At 65.0% G+C, this 17663-nt stretch carries 14 protein-coding genes and 2 pseudogenes; 8 read left to right on the forward strand and 8 right to left on the reverse strand.

Annotation, left to right across the window (positions count from 1 at the left end):
• Positions 1 to 182: 182 nt before the first annotated feature.
• Both G6N82_RS03250 and G6N82_RS03255 read left to right on the forward strand, forming a co-directional pair.
• Positions 183 to 2931 (forward strand): annotated as a pseudogene (locus G6N82_RS03250) (ATP-dependent DNA helicase).
• A gap of 1 nt (position 2932) precedes the next feature.
• The gene (locus G6N82_RS03255) at positions 2933 to 3460 is read left to right on the forward strand and encodes a histidine phosphatase family protein (RefSeq protein ID WP_165193670.1); all 528 of its coding nucleotides are present in this window, start codon (positions 2933 to 2935) and stop codon (positions 3458 to 3460) included.
• On the opposite strand, the gene soxR is transcribed toward G6N82_RS03255, so the two are convergent.
• Entirely contained in the window at positions 3457 to 3915 is a 459-nt protein-coding gene (soxR, locus tag G6N82_RS03260; RefSeq protein WP_241255174.1) for a redox-sensitive transcriptional activator SoxR, read from the reverse strand. The two genes, G6N82_RS03255 and soxR, sit on opposite strands and share 4 nt — an antisense overlap.
• Positions 3916 to 4058: 143 nt before the next feature.
• Between soxR and G6N82_RS03265 the strand changes: the two genes are divergently transcribed.
• Together G6N82_RS03265 and G6N82_RS03270 are read left to right on the forward strand one after the other, a co-directional pair.
• The gene (locus G6N82_RS03265) at positions 4059 to 4442 is read left to right on the forward strand and encodes a VOC family protein (RefSeq protein WP_165193672.1); all 384 of its coding nucleotides are present in this window, start codon (positions 4059 to 4061) and stop codon (positions 4440 to 4442) included.
• A 97-nt stretch (positions 4443 to 4539) separates the two neighbouring features.
• Positions 4540 to 5817 (forward strand): amidohydrolase family protein, encoded by a 1278-nt coding sequence (locus G6N82_RS03270; protein ID WP_241255175.1) that lies wholly within the window; start codon positions 4540 to 4542, stop codon positions 5815 to 5817.
• Between the two features lie 12 nt (positions 5818 to 5829).
• Here G6N82_RS03270 and G6N82_RS03275 read toward each other — a convergent pair whose 3' ends face one another.
• On the reverse strand, positions 5830 to 6456 hold the full coding sequence (locus G6N82_RS03275) for an SOS response-associated peptidase family protein (RefSeq protein WP_165193674.1): 627 nt from the start codon (positions 6454 to 6456) through the stop codon (positions 5830 to 5832).
• Between the two features lie 15 nt (positions 6457 to 6471).
• Positions 6472 to 7381 (reverse strand): annotated as a pseudogene (gene ubiA / locus G6N82_RS03280) (4-hydroxybenzoate octaprenyltransferase).
• A gap of 38 nt (positions 7382 to 7419) precedes the next feature.
• Between ubiA and G6N82_RS03285 the strand changes: the two are divergent.
• Together G6N82_RS03285 and G6N82_RS03290 are read left to right on the forward strand one after the other, a co-directional pair.
• Entirely contained in the window at positions 7420 to 8169 is a 750-nt protein-coding gene (locus tag G6N82_RS03285; protein WP_165193676.1) for a 16S rRNA (uracil(1498)-N(3))-methyltransferase, read from the forward strand.
• A 39-nt stretch (positions 8170 to 8208) separates the two neighbouring features.
• On the forward strand, positions 8209 to 9579 hold the full coding sequence (locus G6N82_RS03290; RefSeq protein WP_165193678.1) for a glutamate--cysteine ligase: 1371 nt from the start codon (positions 8209 to 8211) through the stop codon (positions 9577 to 9579).
• 40 nt (positions 9580 to 9619) lie between these two features.
• Here the strand turns inward: G6N82_RS03290 and G6N82_RS03295 are convergent, their stop codons facing one another.
• From G6N82_RS03295 to G6N82_RS03310, 4 genes are all read right to left on the reverse strand, one after another.
• Positions 9620 to 10963, reverse strand: a complete 1344-nt coding sequence (locus G6N82_RS03295; protein WP_165193680.1) for a PQQ-binding-like beta-propeller repeat protein — start codon at positions 10961 to 10963, stop codon at positions 9620 to 9622.
• Positions 10964 to 10994: 31 nt separating this feature from the next.
• Complete coding sequence (locus tag G6N82_RS03300) at positions 10995 to 11765, reverse strand: tetratricopeptide repeat protein (protein ID WP_165193682.1); 771 nt, start codon at positions 11763 to 11765, stop codon at positions 10995 to 10997.
• A gap of 124 nt (positions 11766 to 11889) precedes the next feature.
• On the reverse strand, positions 11890 to 13020 hold the full coding sequence (locus G6N82_RS03305) for a glycosyltransferase (RefSeq protein WP_165193684.1): 1131 nt from the start codon (positions 13018 to 13020) through the stop codon (positions 11890 to 11892).
• The gene (locus G6N82_RS03310; protein ID WP_165193686.1) at positions 13017 to 13877 is read right to left on the reverse strand and encodes an alpha/beta hydrolase; all 861 of its coding nucleotides are present in this window, start codon (positions 13875 to 13877) and stop codon (positions 13017 to 13019) included. The genes G6N82_RS03305 and G6N82_RS03310 overlap by 4 nt, the downstream gene beginning before the upstream one ends.
• Positions 13878 to 13974: 97 nt before the next feature.
• Here G6N82_RS03310 and G6N82_RS03315 point away from each other — a divergent pair, with 97 nt between their 5' ends.
• On the forward strand, positions 13975 to 15387 hold the full coding sequence (locus G6N82_RS03315) for a protein adenylyltransferase SelO (RefSeq protein ID WP_165193688.1): 1413 nt from the start codon (positions 13975 to 13977) through the stop codon (positions 15385 to 15387).
• A gap of 107 nt (positions 15388 to 15494) precedes the next feature.
• On the forward strand, positions 15495 to 16910 hold the full coding sequence (gene astD / locus G6N82_RS03320) for a succinylglutamate-semialdehyde dehydrogenase (protein ID WP_165193690.1): 1416 nt from the start codon (positions 15495 to 15497) through the stop codon (positions 16908 to 16910).
• A gap of 123 nt (positions 16911 to 17033) precedes the next feature.
• On the opposite strand, the gene G6N82_RS03325 is transcribed toward astD, so the two are convergent.
• Positions 17034 to 17501, reverse strand: a complete 468-nt coding sequence (locus G6N82_RS03325) for a glycine zipper 2TM domain-containing protein (RefSeq protein ID WP_241255176.1) — start codon at positions 17499 to 17501, stop codon at positions 17034 to 17036.
• Positions 17502 to 17663: the final 162 nt, after the last annotated feature.

Here is a 17663-nt window from a genome sequence, read left to right on the forward strand (position 1 = left end):
TTTCCTGCCTTTTGGTGTAACTTTCGGCAAGGTCCGTGTTCCAAGGGTTTGCTTCGCGACATGGCACGGAATCTACCGGGCGAAGTCCGAGTAGGAAAATGCGCGCATTGTCCCGCGCGACAGGTCGATAAGTGGCTTGCCGCGCTTGCCAGCTGTTCGCGCTGCGTTCTATCGCTAGCACGGTGACCGCGCCCCTGCCCCTTCCCGCCCTGCACGCCAGCCATTCGGGCACCTGGCTCAAAACCGCGAACGGTCCGACGCAGACGGTTTCGAAGGGTGACGCAATCATGGCGGCGGCGGATACCCCGCTGCTGCTGCTCAATGCGCCGCTGGTGGCGAACCGGCTGGGTTATCCCGATCTGTCGGGGCTCGACCTGTTGGAACTGTTCGCTTTCGTCCATCCAGCGCGGTTCTGCGTGCCGACGCCGCGCGGGCTGGCCGAAGCGCTGGGACTGGAGGAGCCGCAGGGTGACGAACACGTGCCCGCCCTGCTGCAGGCAGCCGCCGGTGTGCTGATCGCCACCTGCGAAAGCGCCGAATGGGCCGAGCGCGAAGGGGCATGGAGTGCGCTGCAGAACCTTGTCCGGCTGCGCTGGCCCTGGGCGCAGGTGCTTAGCCCGCATATCGCGAAGCCCGAACGCGCGGAGAAATGGCTGTTTTCCAAGCTGCCCGAATGGGAAGAAGCGCCTGAGCGCCCCGCCCCGCGGCAAGTGGAGTTGCCAGCCGATGCGGTGCTGGAGCGGCTTGATGCGCTGACCGGCGCCGATGCCGAAAAGCGCGAGGGCCAGCGGGCCTATTCGCGCGATGCGGCCAAGGTGTTCGCCCCGCGTGACCGGCGCGACAATCCGCACCCTGCTGCTGGCGCAGGCCGGCACCGGGATCGGCAAGACGCTCGGCTATCTCGCCCCGGCATCGCTATGGGCCGAGCAATCGGGCGGCACGGTGTGGGTATCGACCTATACCAAGAACCTGCAGCGCCAGCTGCGGCAGGAAAGCCGCCGCGCCTGGCCTGCCCGGCGGTCGGACGGCTCACGGCCGGTGGTGGTGCGCAAGGGGCGCGAAAATTACCTTTGCCTGCTCAACCTTGAAGATGCGCTGCAAGGCGGCTTTGCCGGCAATGCCGCGATCCTGGCGCAGCTGGTGGCGCGCTGGGCGGCGTTCAGCCAGGACGGGGACATGATCGGCGGCGATCTGCCCGGCTGGCTGGGCACGCTGTTCCGCAAGCGCGGGATTGCCGCGCTTACCGACCAGCGCGGCGAATGCGTCTATGCCGGATGCCCGCATTACCGGAAATGCTTTATCGAACGCGCTGCACGCAGCTCTGCCCAGGCCGACCTAGTCATCGCCAATCATGCGCTGGTGATGGTCAATGCCGCGCGCGGACGGGACCACGCACAGCGCCCCACCCGCATCATCTTCGACGAAGGGCATCACGTGTTCGAAGCGGCGGATTCGACCTTCGCGGCGACGCTTAGCGGGCAGGAAGCGATCGAACTGAGGCGCTGGATCGTCGGCCCGGAAAAGAAGAACCGCGGTCGCCGCCGGGGGCTGGCGGCGCGGCTGGCCGATGTTGCGAGCTATGACGAGGCGGGCGGAATTGCCGTGGAAGCGGCGGTGGAGGCAGCCCACGCCCTGCCCGCTGACGGATGGCTCCAGCGGCTCAACGAAGGCGCGCCGTCCGGCCCGGTCGAAGCGCTGCTGGCGCAGGTGCGCAGCGCCACCTATGCCCGCGACGAATCCGGAGGACAGGAGGCGGGCTACGGCATCGAGACCGAAGCCGCCTCGCTGCCCGGCGAATTGATCGAAGCGGCGGGCGAAGCGCAGGAAGCGCTCGCCGCGATCCGCGCCCCCTTGATGAAGCTCGCCACGCGGCTCGAGGCGGTGCTGGAAGACGCGCCTGACTGGCTCGATACACAAGGCCGCGCGCGGATCGAAGGGGCGCGTTATTCGCTCAGCTGGCGGATCGATACGCTGGCAGCATGGGAAGCCTTGCTAGACCGGCTGGGCGGCCCGGCGGACCCCGAATTCGTCGATTGGCTGGCGGTCGATCGCAGCGATGCGCGCGAGTTCGACATCGGCATTCACCGCCGCTGGCTCGACCCGATGAAGCCCTTTGCCAAGGTCGTGCTCGAACCCGCGCATGGCGTGATGCTGACCAGTGCCACGCTGACCGATCGCGGCGAGGCCGGGCCGGAATGGGACAGCGCGCTGGCCCGTTCAGGCGCGAACCACCTCGATGCGCCAGCGCTGACGACCACCGCCGAAAGCCCGTTCGACTATGCGGCGCGGGCCGAAGTGCTGATCGTGACGGACATCAAGAAGGGAGACCTGCCTGCGCTGGCGGGCGCCTATGCGCGGCTGATCGAGGCCTCGGGCGGCGGACTGCTGGGCCTGTTCACCGCGATCAGGCGGCTACGCGCGGTCCATGGCCGCATCGCTGACCGCCTCGCGCGCGCCGGGTTGCCACTTTACGCCCAGCATGTCGATCCGATCGACACAGGCACGCTGGTTGACATCTTCCGTGACGATCCGCGCGCGTCGCTGCTCGGCACCGATGCGCTGCGTGACGGGGTTGACGTGCCGGGCCATTCGCTGCGCTGCGTGGTGATGGAACAGGTGCCCTGGCCGCGCCCCGACATCCTCCACAAGGCGCGACGGCTGGCAGGCGGCGGCAGCGCCTATGATGACCGGATCATCCGCGCACGGCTGGCACAGGCATTCGGGCGGCTGATCCGCAGCAAGGACGACGCCGGTCATTTCATCATGCTGTCATCCGCATTCCCCAGCCGCCTGCTGAGCGCCTTCCCGCGCGGCACGCCGGTGCTCCGCTTGACGCTTGAGGAAGCTTTACAACGCGTCGCCAGTGGTGTTTCGGGTGATCGCGCAGCACAGCCCGAATTCAACGGCCCTTACTCAGAGGAAGCCTCCTGACGTGAAACTTCTCGGTCTTTTTCGTCACGCCAAATCCGATTGGGACGACATGGCCAAGCGCGATTTCGACCGCGGGCTGAACGAGCGCGGGCGCAAGGGGGCCGCGCTGATGGGTGACTATATCCGCAAGCATGGCGTCAAATGGGATGCGATCGTCGCCAGCCCCGCGGTGCGCAACCGCGAGACGATGGCAGCGGCCATGCCGGATGCCAAGGTAAGCTTTGACGACCGGCTCTATCTCGCCAGTTCGGACACGATCCTGGAAACGATCGCCGATCACGGCGGCGAAGGCCGCAGTGTGCTGGTCTCAGGCCACAACCCCGGCATGCAGGACGTGCTGTTCGACCTGGTGCCGCACGCCAATGAAAACGAACTGTTCTTCGAAGCGGCGCGCAAGTTCCCGACCGCGTCTTTCGCGGTGCTGGAGCTCGACATCGACAAATGGTCCGATCTCAAGCCGAGCGTAGGCAGGCTGGTTCACTTTGCCCGCCCGCGCGATCTTGATCCTGAACTGGGCCCGGAAGACTAGCGCTCGACGATCACCTGGCGCGGGCCGGGGCCTTGCGCGCCCAGATGGTCATCCTTGTTGAACAGTTCGCAATAGCGCAGGCTCAGGCAGCCGCAGCCGATGCAGCCGTCCAGCTTATCCCGCGTGCGTTCAAGTTGCGCGATCTTGGCGTCCAGCTGGTCCCGGATCGACTGGCTGATCGCCTGCCAGTCCTGCGCGGTGGGCGTGCGGCCATGTGGCAGCTTGGCCAGCTCGGCCTCGATCTCGGACAAGGCCAGGCCCAGTTGCTGCGCGATCAGGATGAAGCTTATCCGCCGGATATCGCTGCGCAGGAAGCGCCGCTGGTTGCCGCTGGTGCGGACCGGCTCGACCAACCCTTTTTCCTCGTAAAAGCGGATCGCCGAGACCGCGAGGCCGGTCCGCCGGGCGAGTTCGCCAATCGGCAGAAGGTCCGTAGTGCGCAGGCGTGTGTGCATGTAACCGCTCCTGATGCGTAGCCGGATGACTCCGCATTTAATCCTTGACCTCAAGTTAGCTTGAGATTGCACCTTGGGCAAGCAGGGTGATTCGGTTGGCCTCCAGCCAAGCCGCTAGTCGCCTGAGAACAAGGAGAATTTTCATGCCCACCGGCCACCTTGAACACGTCAATCTTTCCGTTACCGACCCTGATCGCAGCGCCAGGCTGATGCACGACCTGTGCGGCTGGAAAGAACGATGGCGCGGGCCGAGCCAGAAGTACGGCTGGTCGCTCCATGTCGGTGCCGCTCACGATTATATCGCCTTCTACACCGGCGATCATGTCAAGGGCGGTTACAGCAAGGGCGCTCCGCTCAACCATGTCGCCGTCACCGTCGACGATCTCGACGCAGCCGAACGGGCCGTGATCACTCATGGACTGAAACCCTTTGGCCATGACGACTACGAACCCGGAAGACGCTTCTATTTCTTCGACTGGGACGGGATCGAGTTCGAAGTGGTCAGCTATGCGGAGGAAAAGCCATGAACGAGCCGATCCTGCGCGAACCCATGTTCGGCCCGGTTGCAAATCGCGCACGTGCTGTCAAAGATGACCCGACGAAACCCATCGAAGGAACAAAGACTTGCGCGCATCCAGAATCTCCGCCGCCGTTACCCTCGCCCTCCTGAGCCTGGCCTCGGCCCCGGCCGCAGCGGAAACCACCTATGTCACCGGTGACCGGATGCTCGATGTCGAAACCGGACGTTACATTGCCGCACCGCTGATCGCGATCGAAGACGGAAAGGTCGTCAGCGTCACTTCGGGGGCCAAGGCACCAGAGGGCGCAGAGGTGATCGACCTTGCCGGTCACACCATCCTGCCGGGACTGATCGACATGCATGTGCATCTTGACGGGCGGCCCGAATATGGCGGCTATTCCGACCTGCAGTTTACCGATCGCTTTGCCACCGTGCTGGGCGTCGAGAATGCGCGGCGGATGCTGAATGCCGGTTTCACCACCGTGCGTAATCTGGGCGATGGCGACTATAACGTTGCCGGGATCGACCAGGCGATCGAACAAGGATGGGTGCCCGGCCCGCGCATCGTCAACGCCAATTACGCACTCGGCGCCACCGGCGGCCACTGTGACCAGACCTACCTGCCGCCCAGCTTCGATGCGAAAAGCCCTGCGGTAGGCGACAGCCCGGAAGAGCTGCGCAAGCGCGTGCGCGAACAGCGCAAATATGGCGCGGAAGTGATCAAGGTTTGCGCCACCGGCGGGGTGTTCTCGCGCAACACCGAACCCGGGCAACCGCAGCTGCGCGAAGAGGAATTGCGCGCCATCGCTGAAGAGGCGCATTTCTGGGGACTCAAGACCGCGGCCCACGCCCATGGCGCCGAAGGGATCAAGAATGCGATCCGCGCCGGGATCGACACGATCGAGCATGCCAGCCTGGTCGATGACGAAGGCATCAAGCTGGCCGTGCAGCGCGGCACCTATTTCAGCATGGACATTTACAACACCGACTACACCCAGGCGACCGGCAAGGCGAACGGCGTGCTGGAGGAAAACCTGCGCAAGGACCGCGAAATCGCGCAGATCCAGCGCGACAATTTCCGCAAGGCGCACAAGGCCGGCGTGAAGATGGTCTTCGCCAGCGATGCGGGGGTGATGCCGCATGAGGACGTGGGCGGCCAGTTCGGCGTGATGGTGGAATACGGGATGACCCCGCTCGAAGCGATCCGTGCCGCCACCGTCAACGCCGCCGCAGCGCTGGGTCAATCGGGCAAGGTCGGCGTGATCAAGCCGGGCGCCTGGGCTGACCTGATCGCGGTTGACGGCGATCCGCTGGCCGATGTGGGCGAGCTCGCCGATGTCGATGCGGTTGTGAAAGGCGGCAGGTTGGTCAGCGCGGACTAGGAAAGGCGCGCGCTAAAGCAGGCTGCGCTGCGCGGCGGCGCCGCCTGCCCACGGCTGATCGGTGCGGTCGAGAGTGATCTCGCCTGGCCACGGGCGGCATAATGCGTGGGCCTCAACCGGTGAGCCACCGGTCCAGCCAGCGTAATCCTCTGCCGCCAGGATAACCGGCATCCGGGTGTGCACGTCGGCGGCAGCGCCGGCGGCATCGGTCATCACCATCGAATAGCAATCGCCCCATTCGTCGGACCGCCGCCAAACCCCCGCGCAGGCGAACAGCTCGGTTTCCGGCAGCGACAGCCATGTGCGGGTCATGCGACCTTTGGGCCCCTCGGCTTCGGCCCAGGCAGTGATCGGGATCAGGCAGCGACGCTCCTCGAAACTGTGCCGCCAGAAGAAGCTGTCGAGCTTGTCGGTGCGGGTGTTGTTGACCGGCTTGGGTTTGAGCAGCTGCCCGCTCTTGCCCTTCATCTGCAGCGGGAAGCCCCAGTTCATCCGCTTCAACTCGCCGCCCGCCGCCACCAGACCGGGATAGCCGGGATAGACTTCCTCGCCGAAATTCGCGCCGCCCAGCGCATCGACCGCATCGAACCATTGAGCAACTTCGCTCGGCACCTTGGTCATGCGGTAGAGATTGCACATTTCCTGTTTCCTGCCCTACGCCCCAGCGTTCCCCACTATGAAGCACGCCGCCGCCATCAGCGCGCCGGCCAACCGGTTCGAACGGAACCGGTCGAGCGGATTGGCCGGATCATCAGGGTCCAGCGTCGCTACCTGCCACATCAGGTGCAGCGCCACCGGCAGCAGGGTCAACAACGCAATCCAGTCAGGCCGGTAAAGCCAGAAGCCCAGCCCCCACAGCACCACGGCACCAAGGTAGAACGACGCCACCCCGCCTCGCACGGCGCCGCCCAGCCGCAGCGCGGACGAGCGGATGCCGACCAGCGCATCATCCTCGCGGTCCTGCAGCGCGTAGATCGTGTCATAGCCCACCACCCACAGCACGCTGCCGGCATAGACCGCCGCCAGCGTATCCCAGTTGTCGGCCCGCAATGCGATCCAGCCGACCGGCAGCCCCCAGGTGAAGACGAGGCCCAGCCACGCCTGCGGCCACCAGGTGATCCGCTTCATGAAGGGGTAGGCCGCGACCAGCGCCAGGCTGGCGAGCGCGACCAGCTGGGCTTGCCAGCGCAATTGCAGCAGGACGATCAGGCCAATGAGGCATAGTGCGAAAAGCCAGCCCCACGCGAGTTTGCGCGACACGCGCCCGCTGGCCACCGGACGGACTGCGGTGCGCGCCACCTGCCGGTCAAGATCGGCATCAACGATATCATTGTAGACGCAGCCCGCGCCGCGCATCGCCACGCTTCCCAGCAGCAACCAGGCGGCGAGCGCCCACTCCGGCCCGGCCCCCCGCCAGCCATACGCCCCACAGGCACGGCCAGAACAGCAGCCACCAGCCGATCGGCCGGTCGAACCGCGCCAGCTGCGCCAAGTCGCGTGGGCCCTGCGGCAGGCGCGCTATCAATCCGCGATGCTCGCTATCCGGGACGATCTGTTCGTTCATGCTTGCTCACTAGCCGTGCCCGCGCTTAGTGCAAAGCCATGGCAGCAACTCCCGCTTGGCCCCCACGCTCCGCCCCGCGCCTGTTCGTCGCGCAGCAACTTGCTGTTGGCGCCATGGTGGCGCTTGACGGCAACGCGGCGAATTACCTGTCGCGCGTGATGCGTGTGGCACCGGGCGATGCGGTGATCCTGTGCGACGATGCCACCGGCGAATGGGCCGCGCGCGTGGTCGAGGCGGGCAAGCGCAGTGTCACACTGGAAGCGGTCGAGCGGCTGCGCCCGCGCGAAGACATGCCGGACTTCTGGCTGTGCCCGGCGCTGCTCAAGAAGGACCGCTTCGACCTGGTGCTGGAAAAGGCGACCGAACTGGGCGTCCGCCGCATCCAGCCGGTCATCACGCGGCGTTGCGTTGCCGACAAGCTCAATGCCGAACGGGTGCGCGCCATCGTGACCGAAGCGGCCGAGCAATGCGCCCGTACCGCCCTGCCCGAACTGGGCGAACCGGCGAAACTTGAAGCGCTGCTGCGTGACTGGCCGGCGGACCGCGCGCTGTTCTTTGCTGACGAGTTGGGCGGGGTGCCTGCGGCGCAGGCTTTTTCCGGCAGCACTGGACCAGCGGCATTGCTGATCGGACCCGAAGGCGGTTTCGACGATACCGAGCGCGAATTGCTGCGCGCGCATCGCCAAGTGAAACCGATCACGCTCGGCCCGCGAATACTGCGTGGCGAAACCGCTGCAATTGCGGCAACCGCGCTGTGGATGGGGGTGCAAGGTGACTGGAATAAATAGCGCTTTCCACACGACATTAGGTTGCGTAAGGCAACCGATATGAGCACGCGTGAGGCAACCGGGGCGGACGACCCGATCATCGAGTCGCGCGACCAGCTGGTCGCGCCGATGCAACAGGGCGAAAAGCCCAAATCGGCCTGGCGCATCGGCACCGAGCACGAAAAGCTGGTCTACAAGCGCCAGGATTTCCACGCGCCGTCTTATGACGAGCCCTGCGGTATCCGAGACATGCTGCTGAATTTGCAGCGTTTTGGATGGACACCGGTGGAGGAGGGCGGGAATGTCATCGCTCTGAAAGGCGCGGACGGCGCGATCAGCCTCGAGCCTGCCGGCCAGCTCGAATTGTCAGGCGCGCCGCTCGAGAACCTGCACCAGACCTGCGCCGAAACCGGCCGCCATTTGGCCCAGGTCAAGGAAATCGGCGAGGCCTGTGGAGTCGGCTTCCTGGGCCTCGGCATGTGGCCCGACAAGACCCGCGAAGAGCTGCCGATCATGCCCAAGGGCCGCTACGAGATCATGTTGCGGCACATGCCGCGCGTGGGCAGCATGGGCCTCGACATGATGCTGCGGACTTGCACCATCCAGGTCAATCTCGACTATTCCAGCGAAGCCGACATGGTGAAGAAGTTCCGCACCTCGCTCGCGCTGCAGCCGCTGGCGACTGCGCTGTTCGCCAATTCGCCCTTCCTCGAAGGCAAGCCCAACGGCTTCCTAAGCTATCGCAGCCATATCTGGTCAGACACCGATCCACACCGCACCGGCATGCTGCCCTTCGTGTTCGAAGACGGCTTCGGCTATGAGCGCTGGGTCGACTACATGCTCGATGTGCCGATGTATTTCGTCTATCGCGACGGCAAATATATCGACGCGGCGGGCCTCAGCTTCCGCGATTTCCTCGATGGCAAGCTGTCGGTCCTGCCGGGCGAGAAACCCACCCAGAGCGACTGGTGGGATCACCTCAGCACCGCCTTCCCCGAAGTCCGCCTCAAGAGCTTCCTTGAGATGCGCGGTGCCGATGGCGGCCCTTGGAGCCGGATCTGCGCCCTGCCCGCCTTCTGGGTGGGCCTGCTGTATGACGAGGCGGCGCTGGATGCAGCGTGGAACCTGGTCAGCCACTGGACCATGGAAGAGCGCGAGAAGCTGCGCAATGATGTGCCGCGGCTTGCGCTGGATGCCGAGATTCCCGGCGGCGGCAAGCTGCGTGACCTGGCGCGTGACGTGCTCGCCATTTCACGCCAGGGCCTGAACGCCCGCGCGCGCCTCAATTCGTCAGGCGACAACGAGACGGGCTTCCTCGAAACGCTCGACGAGATCGTCGAAAGCGGCAAGGTGCCGGCACAGCGCCTGCTTGACATGTATCACGGCGAATGGGGCGGCGATATCACCCGCGTCTACAAATACAGCTTCTGAAACGGAGTGAAGTGCGCGTCTGGCGCACTTCGCCCACCGATCAGCGATAGGCGCTGATCCGACCGCTATCGTCGAGGATGTACATCATGTTGTCGGCCACGATCGGCGGAAGGCTGATCGGCTGGTTGAGATCCAGATATTGCTGCGCCGAACCTTCGCCGGTGCTGACCTTGTAGAGCAGCCCGCGCGAGCTTGCGACCCACAGCTGGTTGCCTGCGAGTACGGGGCCGGTCCAGAAGATCGGGCCCTTGCGATCCTTCTCGTCGCGATACTGCTGCAGCTGGGTCATCCAGCGTACACGCCCGGTCGAGCGGGCAATCGCCAGCAGGCGCGCATCATCGGTCAGCGTGAAGATCCACTCGCCCGCGATGGCCGGGGTCGAGATGCCGGCGAGGTTGAGTTCCCAGATGCGCTGGCCGGTCAGCAGTTCATAAGCCGCCATGCGCCCGCCCTGCCCCAAAGCATAAACGCGGCCGGAATCGATGATCGGATCGGCATCGATGTCGCTCAGCGCGCCGACCTCGGTCGAGATCGAAGTGCGGGCCAGCGCATCGGCCCACAGCGTACGGCCATTTTCATAGCGATAGGCGCTCAGCTCACCCGAGGAATAGCCGGCAATCACCGAACCCTGGCCAGCCGCAGGCGCGGCAACGCCAAACACGCCCGCTTGCGTGGCCGAGCCGCCTTCCTGCCATTCCAGCTCGCCATTGCTGGCGTTGAGCGAGAATATCTGGTTGTCCTGCGTCATTACATAAATCTGCCCGAAGGCGATGGTGGGCGAACCGCGCAGCGGCCCGGCAGGCTGGACCTTCCAGATTTCTGTGCCGTTATCGGCATCGAGCGCGACCACTTCGCCAACGCCGTTGGTGGCATAGACCCGGCCGCCATCGATGCTGGCGCCGCCGCCAAAGGCTGCGCTGGCAAGATCGCTGGCCACCTGCATGCGGTAGCGCCATAGCTGCGCGCCGGTCTTGGCGTCGAATGCAGTGACCACGCCGTCAGTGCCCACCGCCACCAGCTTGCCTTCGCCGACAACCGGTGCCGCGGCAAGGCGCCGCCGATCGGTGGACCCGGCAACCGATGCCGTCCACACCCGCGTCGGGGATTCCGACAGCGCCAGATGGCCATAAGACTTGCTGGCCGAACCGCCCGCCTGTGCCCAAGCTTGATTGACCTGCGCCGCGGGCAGAACCACGCTGACACCAGCCAGTGCCGGATCGACCGTAGCGCCGCTTTCGATCCGCGAAAGGACGGGAACACGCTCGCCCAGCGTTGGCGTCGTCTTCTTGTCACCGCCGCCAAACAGCCCCCCGCTGCATCCGGCAAGAGCCGCGCCGAGCATGGCCGCGGCGGCGATGGAACGGATGTTATTCAGCTTGATCATGCAATTCGATCCCAATTCAAAATCTGGTCAGTTACCGCGCTTCTGCGGCATTGGCGCCGGGCAGGCGCTGGTCTTCAATGAAGGAGTCCGGGTCCTCGATCGCGTCCACGCCCAGCAGCCCGGCCATTTGCCGTGCGCGCGTGCGCAAGGTCTCAGGCACGTCTTCGGCCCGGGCAATCTCGCCAAACAGCGTTCCTGCACGTGCCGTTTCCCCTTTTTCGAGATAGGCCATGGCTACCAGTTCACCCGCGCTGCCGAACCAGGCGTTGCCGGGCACCGCCAGCGGCTCCAGCCGCGCGATCACTTCATCGGGCTTGCGCGTATCGAAGCTGGCAGACATTTCGCGGATCGACGCGAGGTCGCGCAGTGCCGGGGGAGCATCCGAACTGGAGGCGACCTCCGCATAGAGCTTGACCGCATCGGCGGTGCGGCCCTGGTCCATGGCAATCCCCGCGCGCATCAACAGCGCGGCAGCTTTCGTTCCGCCTTCGCTTTCAGCGGCCAGGGCCGCTGCACTCGAATCCGCGCTTTCAAGATTTCCGGCCCCGGCCTGGTCCAGCGCAGCCACCAGCCGTTCCGACTGCGCTTCAAGCGCCGCTTCCTGGCGCGCATCCCAGAACAGATATCCGCCGAAAGCGAGGATCCCGGCAAGGACCACGCCCAGCAGTGGCCGGCCATACCTGGTCGCGAATTCGCGATACTGGTCCTCGCGCACCGCATCGTCGATCTCGCGCAGGATGACTTCGTCCTCCGCTGCCTTCTTTTCTTCGGAATTCTTTCCGCTACCGGGTATTAGCGCCACTGGCTGGCTCTTTCCTAAGCTGATTGGTCGTTTCCGCGCGGCTTTTAGGGGGCACGAGCGCTAACCGCAATGCCGCGTTGACAGTGTCCCCCGTCAGTTGAACGCGAGGTGAAGGAACGGCTCCTCACTCTGCCCTGCGAGAAGCACCGAGATAGATCTCGCGATACCGCTCGAACATGGCACGCTGTCCAAGCCGCTCGGCCGCAAGCGCACGATTGGCCGCGCCGATTTCGGCGCAAAGCGCAGGATCATCGAACAGGGCTTCCAGCGATGCTTCGCCCGCGGCGCGGTTCAGTACCTCGCGGTTCGGCGCGGAAGGCAAGGCAGCGGCTGCACTGCCGTTTTCGGCCAGGATCGCCTTGCCCGAAGCCATCGCGCGGACAGCGCCAAGCGGATCGGAAAACGGACCGCCGATATCGGCATAAAGATCGAATAGCGCGTAAGCGGCGGGGACATCGCCCAGCATGCCCGCCAAATGCACCCGATGGCTCATATCCCGCTCCGCCGCCATGGCGCGGACGACTTCAGGGTTGGCCGGCTCGCCGATCAAGACCAGCTGCCATTGGTCAGGCAGTTTCGCGACTGCGTCGATCAGATGGGCCGCACGATCAGGCACTTGCCCGTCCAGCCGGGTGCCGACCCACAATTCGCCCTTGCGCTTTATCAGTCCGGGCAACGCATCGTTTGGCGCTGGCGCCCCGTAGGCATCCGGATCGATCGCGCGCGGGATCACCGCGATCCTTCCATGCGGCACATGCCAGCGGCTGGCGGCTGCATCGGCAAGCGGCTGACCGCCCACGATCACGCGATGCGCCGTCGCCAGCGCCAGGCGGCGCGACCAGTTGCGGCGCGCGGAGAACTCTGCCGCCTCATCGTCGTCCAGCAGTATCTCGTGATGGATCAGCGGCGGCAGCGCAAAGCTTGTGCCGAACACGCGGTGTGCCAGGACGGCATTCATCGCGCCCCAGCCATAGGTCAGGACAAGGTCGTAGCCCGCCATTGCGCGCGCCAATTGCACCAGCTTGCCTGGCGTAGGGCGCCCCGCCAGCGTGGGAAAATCGCGCCGCAGGCGGGCACTTACGCCTTCGCCCATATGCGGGAGCGAGCAAGATTGGCCTTGTGCAACGGCAAATTCATGCTGGAAATCGGCGCCGAGCCCGCTGATCGCCTCGATACATTGCTGCGCCACAGCCCCATCGGGAAATCGCGCCAGAATGTGAAGTATGCGCACTTTGCCGCCGGTCTTTTCGCTCATTCCAGCCCGGCAAGCAACGCATCGACGGCGGCAAGCGATTCGGGCTCGTCAAAGGTGGGGGCGTGGCCCACACGCGGCACCGTGACGGCGCGCATTCCCGGGTGGCGCGCCTTCATCTCTGCTACAGTCTCGTCCGAAAGCAGGTCCGACAACTCGCCCCGCAGCACCAGCAAGGGCACCCCTGCCAGCGCATCGAAGGCCGGCCACAGATCGGGCGGCGCCGCGCCGCTCGGCTGGTTGAACGGCTCTGCAATCGCCATGTCGTAATCGAACGCGATCCGCCCGTTCTGCCCCAGCACCATGGTGCGCTTGGCCATATCCAGCCAGGTCTCGATGGTGAAATCGGGAAAGGATTCGCCGTGCGCTTCCTGCAAGGCGCGCGCGGCGTGCATCCAGGTAGGGAAGCTGCGCCCATGCCCGACATAGCCCGAAATCCGCTCGATCCCGGCCGGATTGAGTTCCGGGCCGATATCGTTGAGCACGACAGCCGCCAGCCGATCGGCATGGGCGGCAGCCATGATCATCGTCATCAGGCCGCCCATCGAGGTTCCGATCGAGACGAAGCGCTTGATCTGCAATTGCTCAAGCAGCGCCAGCAGATCCGCGACATAGGTTATCGGCATATAGGTTGCCGCGTCCTTGGCGTATTCGCTCATGCCGCGCCCGCGCATTTCGGGCACGATCACCCGGTGGCGATCGGAAAGGTGCGCTGCCAATGGCGCAAAATCGCGGGCATTGCGGGTCAACCCATGCAGGCACAGCACCGGCGGCCTGTCGTCAGGACCCGGATAATCGCGGTAGTGCAGTTTCAACCCGTCAGGGCTGGTCCAGTACTCGTCGGTGTAAGTTGCGCTCATCGTGGCTGCAGGCCTTGGCCAATTCGCGCGGGAAATCAAGTCGCGATGCGGCACCTGTCCTCTTGCGGCCTTGCACGCCAGCCCCCACTAAGGAGCCATGCCAAGCGATCCCCCAGCCGCGCCCTACCTCCCCGATCCGGCAATCACGGCGCTCGCGGACTGGCTTGGTGCGCCCGTCAACGCAGCCGATTTCCCGCGCGGCGAGCTGCGCTTCCGCAACCAGCGCTGGGCTGAGGCAGTCGGGCTTGGCGATCTGGCCGACGATCAGTGGACCCGCAATTTCGGGCGTTTCGAGCCCCTGCCGGACAATCTGCCGCAGCCGCTCGCGCTCAAATATCATGGCCACCAGTTCCGCGTGTACAATCCGGAAATCGGCGACGGCCGCGGATTCCTGTTTGCGCAAATGCGTGACGGATCGGGGCGATTGCTCGATCTTGGCACCAAGGGTTCGGGGCAGACGCCGTACAGCCGCGCGGGCGACGGGCGGCTGACGCTGAAGGGCGCGGTGCGTGAAATCCTCGCCACAGAGATGCTCGAAGCGCTGGGTGTGGACACGTCCAAGACGTTCTCCGTGATCGAGACGGGCGAGGAACTGTGGCGAAATGACGAGCCTTCCCCCACCCGCTCGGCCGTGATGGTGCGCCTTAGCCACGGGCATATCCGCATCGGCACCTTCCAGCGGCTGATGGCACTGGAAGAACGCGACCAAATGGCGCAGCTGGTCGATTATTGCCTTGCCCAATTTCCCGGACCACTGCCTCCCGACGACGCGCCGGGCCGGAGCGAACCGGCGGTGATCCTGCTGCATCAAGTGGTCGAGCGTCTGGCCGATCTGGCCGCGGGCTGGATGGTCGCGGGTTTCGTCCACGGCGTGCTCAACACTGACAATATGAACATTTCAGGCGAAAGCTTCGACTATGGCCCGTGGCGCTGGCTGCCGGCGTGGGACCCGGGCTTTACCGCCGCCTATTTCGACCAGGGCGGGCTCTATGCTTTCGGACGCCAGCCGGAAGCATTGCATTGGAATTGCGGCCAGCTGGCGGTGGCCTTGCGGCTGCTGGCGGAAAGCGAGCCGCTGATTGCCGCGCTGAACCGCTTTGGGCCGCTCTATATGCAAGCGGTCGCGCGGCGCTGGTGCTGGCGGCTCGGCATAGAGCAGCGCGGCGAGGAAGCCGACGCGCGGCTCGTTGCCGCTTGCGAAAAGGCTCTGCGCGAAACCGGGGCACAGCCCGATGCCTTCTTCCATGCGCATCGCGGCGGGCGCGCCGCAACTGGCGAACTCGGCGAGGCCCTGGAAGGCTACACGCCGGTCGATGACGCGCATGATTATTGGCGCGACGATGCCCCGCAGAGCATGCTGATCGACGAGGTCGAAGCACTGTGGTCCGCGATCGACGAGCGCGACGACTGGGGCCCGCTGCATGGCAAGATCGCCGCCCTTCGCCGCATGGGCGAAGCGCATGGCAAAGCCCCTGCACCCGCCGGCCATATCGCGAGCAAGGCGAGCTGAATGCCCCGCCCACAATCCCTCACCTGTGGCCAAGTGCGCCAAATCGCTTCCCATTTGCGCCTTACCCGACTAACCGCCTTGACCAAAGAGAGGGCACGGCCACAGCAGTGAGCGACCAAACCTATATCTCCTATGAACCCGCCACCGGCGCGGAACTCTGGCGCGGCGAGGCCAGCGACGTCGATGCCTGCGTCCAGGCGGCCCGCCGGGCGTGGCCTGAATGGGCGGCGCGTCCCTTGGCCAACCGGATCGAGATGTTGCGCCGCTTCGCCAATGAAGTGCTCGCTGCCAGCGACGAATTGGCAAGGCTTATCGCGCGCGAAACCGGCAAGCCGCTGTGGGAAGCGCGGACCGAGGTGGAATCGGTCATCAACAAGGTCGAGATCTCGGTCAACGCCTATGCCGAACGGACCGGCAAGAAGAAGCTCGACAGCGCACTGCAGGGTATGGCCGCCGTCCGCCACAAGCCGCATGGGGTGATGGTGGTGCTGGGGCCCTACAACTTCCCCGCACACCTGCCCAACGGGCATATCGTGCCGGCTCTGATCGCGGGCAACACGATCGTGTTCAAGCCGAGCGAGAAGACCCCGGCGGTGGGCGAATTGCTGGTCAAATGCTTCCACCGTGCGGGCATTCCCGAAGATGCCGTGCAACTGGTGATCGGCGGGATCGACGAGGGCAAGGCACTGGTCAGCCACAAGGGCATTGACGGCGTATTGTTCACCGGATCTGTGCAAGGCGGGATCGCCATCAATCGCACGCTGGCGACCAATCCGGCCAAGATCGTCGCGCTGGAAATGGGCGGCAACAATCCGATCGTGGCAATCGATACGCCGCTGCTGGCCGATGCCGCCGTGCTGATCGTACAGTCCGCCTTTACCAGCGCGGGCCAGCGCTGCACCGCCGCGCGGCGCTTGATCGTGCTCGACCATCTTTACGAACCGCTGATGGAAGAAGTGATCAAGCTGACGCGGCGGCTGATCATCGACGAGCCTTTTGCCGAGCCTGCTCCGTTCATGGGGCCGGTGATCGACAATCCCACCGCCGAAGCCCTGCTGGGCAGTTTTGTCCATCTGATCGCGCATGGCGCCAAGCCCTTGCTGCACTTGCGCCGGATCAAAGAGGACCTGCCTTTCCTGAGCCCCGGCATCATCGACACGACCGAGATGGCTGAGCGCCCTGACGTCGAACTGTTCGGCCCGCTGCTGCAGGTCATCCGGGTCAAGGATTTCGAAGCCGCGATTGCAGAAGCGAACAACACCCGCTTTGGCCTGTCAGCCTCGCTGATCGGGGGCAGCCCGCAGGATTATGACCGCTTCTGGGCCAATGTCAGGGCCGGGATCATCAACTGGAACCGGCCAACCAACGGTGCATCCTCAGCCGCGCCATTTGGCGGGGTGGGCCTGTCGGGCAATCATCGCCCGGCCGCCTATTATGCCGCGGATTATTGCGCCTATCCGGTGGCCAGCACCGAGATGAAGCAACCGCGCGCCACCATCGGGGTTGGCCTTACCGAAAAGTGACCGGGCCGAAATGCTGAAAGCGCCCCTGCGCTGCGACACACAGGGGCGCTTTCCACGGCCTGGTGGGGGCCGTGCCGGGACCGCTGGTGGAAGCGATCCAAGTCGTTAATTCAACTCAGTGGCTCAGCGGCAGCGCGAATTGCTCCGGTCGATCTCACGGCCCAGGATTGCGCCGCCAACCGCGCCGAGCAGAGTACCCAGCGCCTTGTCCCCGCGCCCGGCCAGTTCATTGCCGGCCAGGCCGCCCACGCCGGCGCCGATCAGCAGGCCGGTAGTGCCGTTTTCCCGGCGGCAGTAATAGCGGCCGTCGCGCCCGCGCCAGATGCGCGTGTCGCGATAGACCGGCTCGCCGTAATAGCGGCGATCGTGGCGGCCATAATAGCGATCATCGTAATCGTAATCGTCCCAGTGGCCATGCCGCTTCTTCTTGCGGTGCTCAGCGGTCAGGTCACCCAGCGGGCTGGCGAAGGAATATTCGCTGGCGCTAGGGCTGGCAGGCACTGGCATCTGCACAGCAGAGGCGGGCGCTGCCAGGGCAAGCGCCACGATGGCTGCGGGGCCGGCAAGCTGTTTTGCGAATGCGTTCGTCATCTTGTGCTCCTTCGCTTTTTCTGGCGCGGTCTGTCCGCGCTGTACGACTCGATGCATTCAGGTTTACGCACCTCAATATGAACGGTTTGCAACGCGTTTTTCAGGAAACCGTTCATGCGACGAAGCGAGCATTAGCGCGCGACGAATGGTCGCTTGCTGCCA

Source organism: Altererythrobacter sp. BO-6 (assembly GCF_011047315.1).
Classification (GTDB): Bacteria; Pseudomonadota; Alphaproteobacteria; order Sphingomonadales; family Sphingomonadaceae; genus Erythrobacter.

What these genes read in the sequence shown, in the direction of transcription:
- soxR (WP_241255174.1), bottom strand. Translation starts at nt 3,915, where the DNA reads ATGCACACACGCCTGCGCACTACGGACCTTCTGCCGATTGGCGAACTC.
- G6N82_RS03265 (WP_165193672.1), top strand. Translation starts at nt 4,059, where the DNA reads ATGCCCACCGGCCACCTTGAACACGTCAATCTTTCCGTTACCGACCCT.
- G6N82_RS03275 (WP_165193674.1), bottom strand. Translation starts at nt 6,456, where the DNA reads ATGTGCAATCTCTACCGCATGACCAAGGTGCCGAGCGAAGTTGCTCAA.
- G6N82_RS03285 (WP_165193676.1), top strand. Translation starts at nt 7,420, where the DNA reads ATGGCAGCAACTCCCGCTTGGCCCCCACGCTCCGCCCCGCGCCTGTTC.
- G6N82_RS03290 (WP_165193678.1), top strand. Translation starts at nt 8,209, where the DNA reads ATGAGCACGCGTGAGGCAACCGGGGCGGACGACCCGATCATCGAGTCG.
- G6N82_RS03295 (WP_165193680.1), bottom strand. Translation starts at nt 10,963, where the DNA reads ATGATCAAGCTGAATAACATCCGTTCCATCGCCGCCGCGGCCATGCTC.
- G6N82_RS03305 (WP_165193684.1), bottom strand. Translation starts at nt 13,020, where the DNA reads ATGAGCGAAAAGACCGGCGGCAAAGTGCGCATACTTCACATTCTGGCG.
- G6N82_RS03310 (WP_165193686.1), bottom strand. Translation starts at nt 13,877, where the DNA reads ATGAGCGCAACTTACACCGACGAGTACTGGACCAGCCCTGACGGGTTG.
- G6N82_RS03315 (WP_165193688.1), top strand. Translation starts at nt 13,975, where the DNA reads ATGCCAAGCGATCCCCCAGCCGCGCCCTACCTCCCCGATCCGGCAATC.
- G6N82_RS03325 (WP_241255176.1), bottom strand. Translation starts at nt 17,501, where the DNA reads ATGACGAACGCATTCGCAAAACAGCTTGCCGGCCCCGCAGCCATCGTG.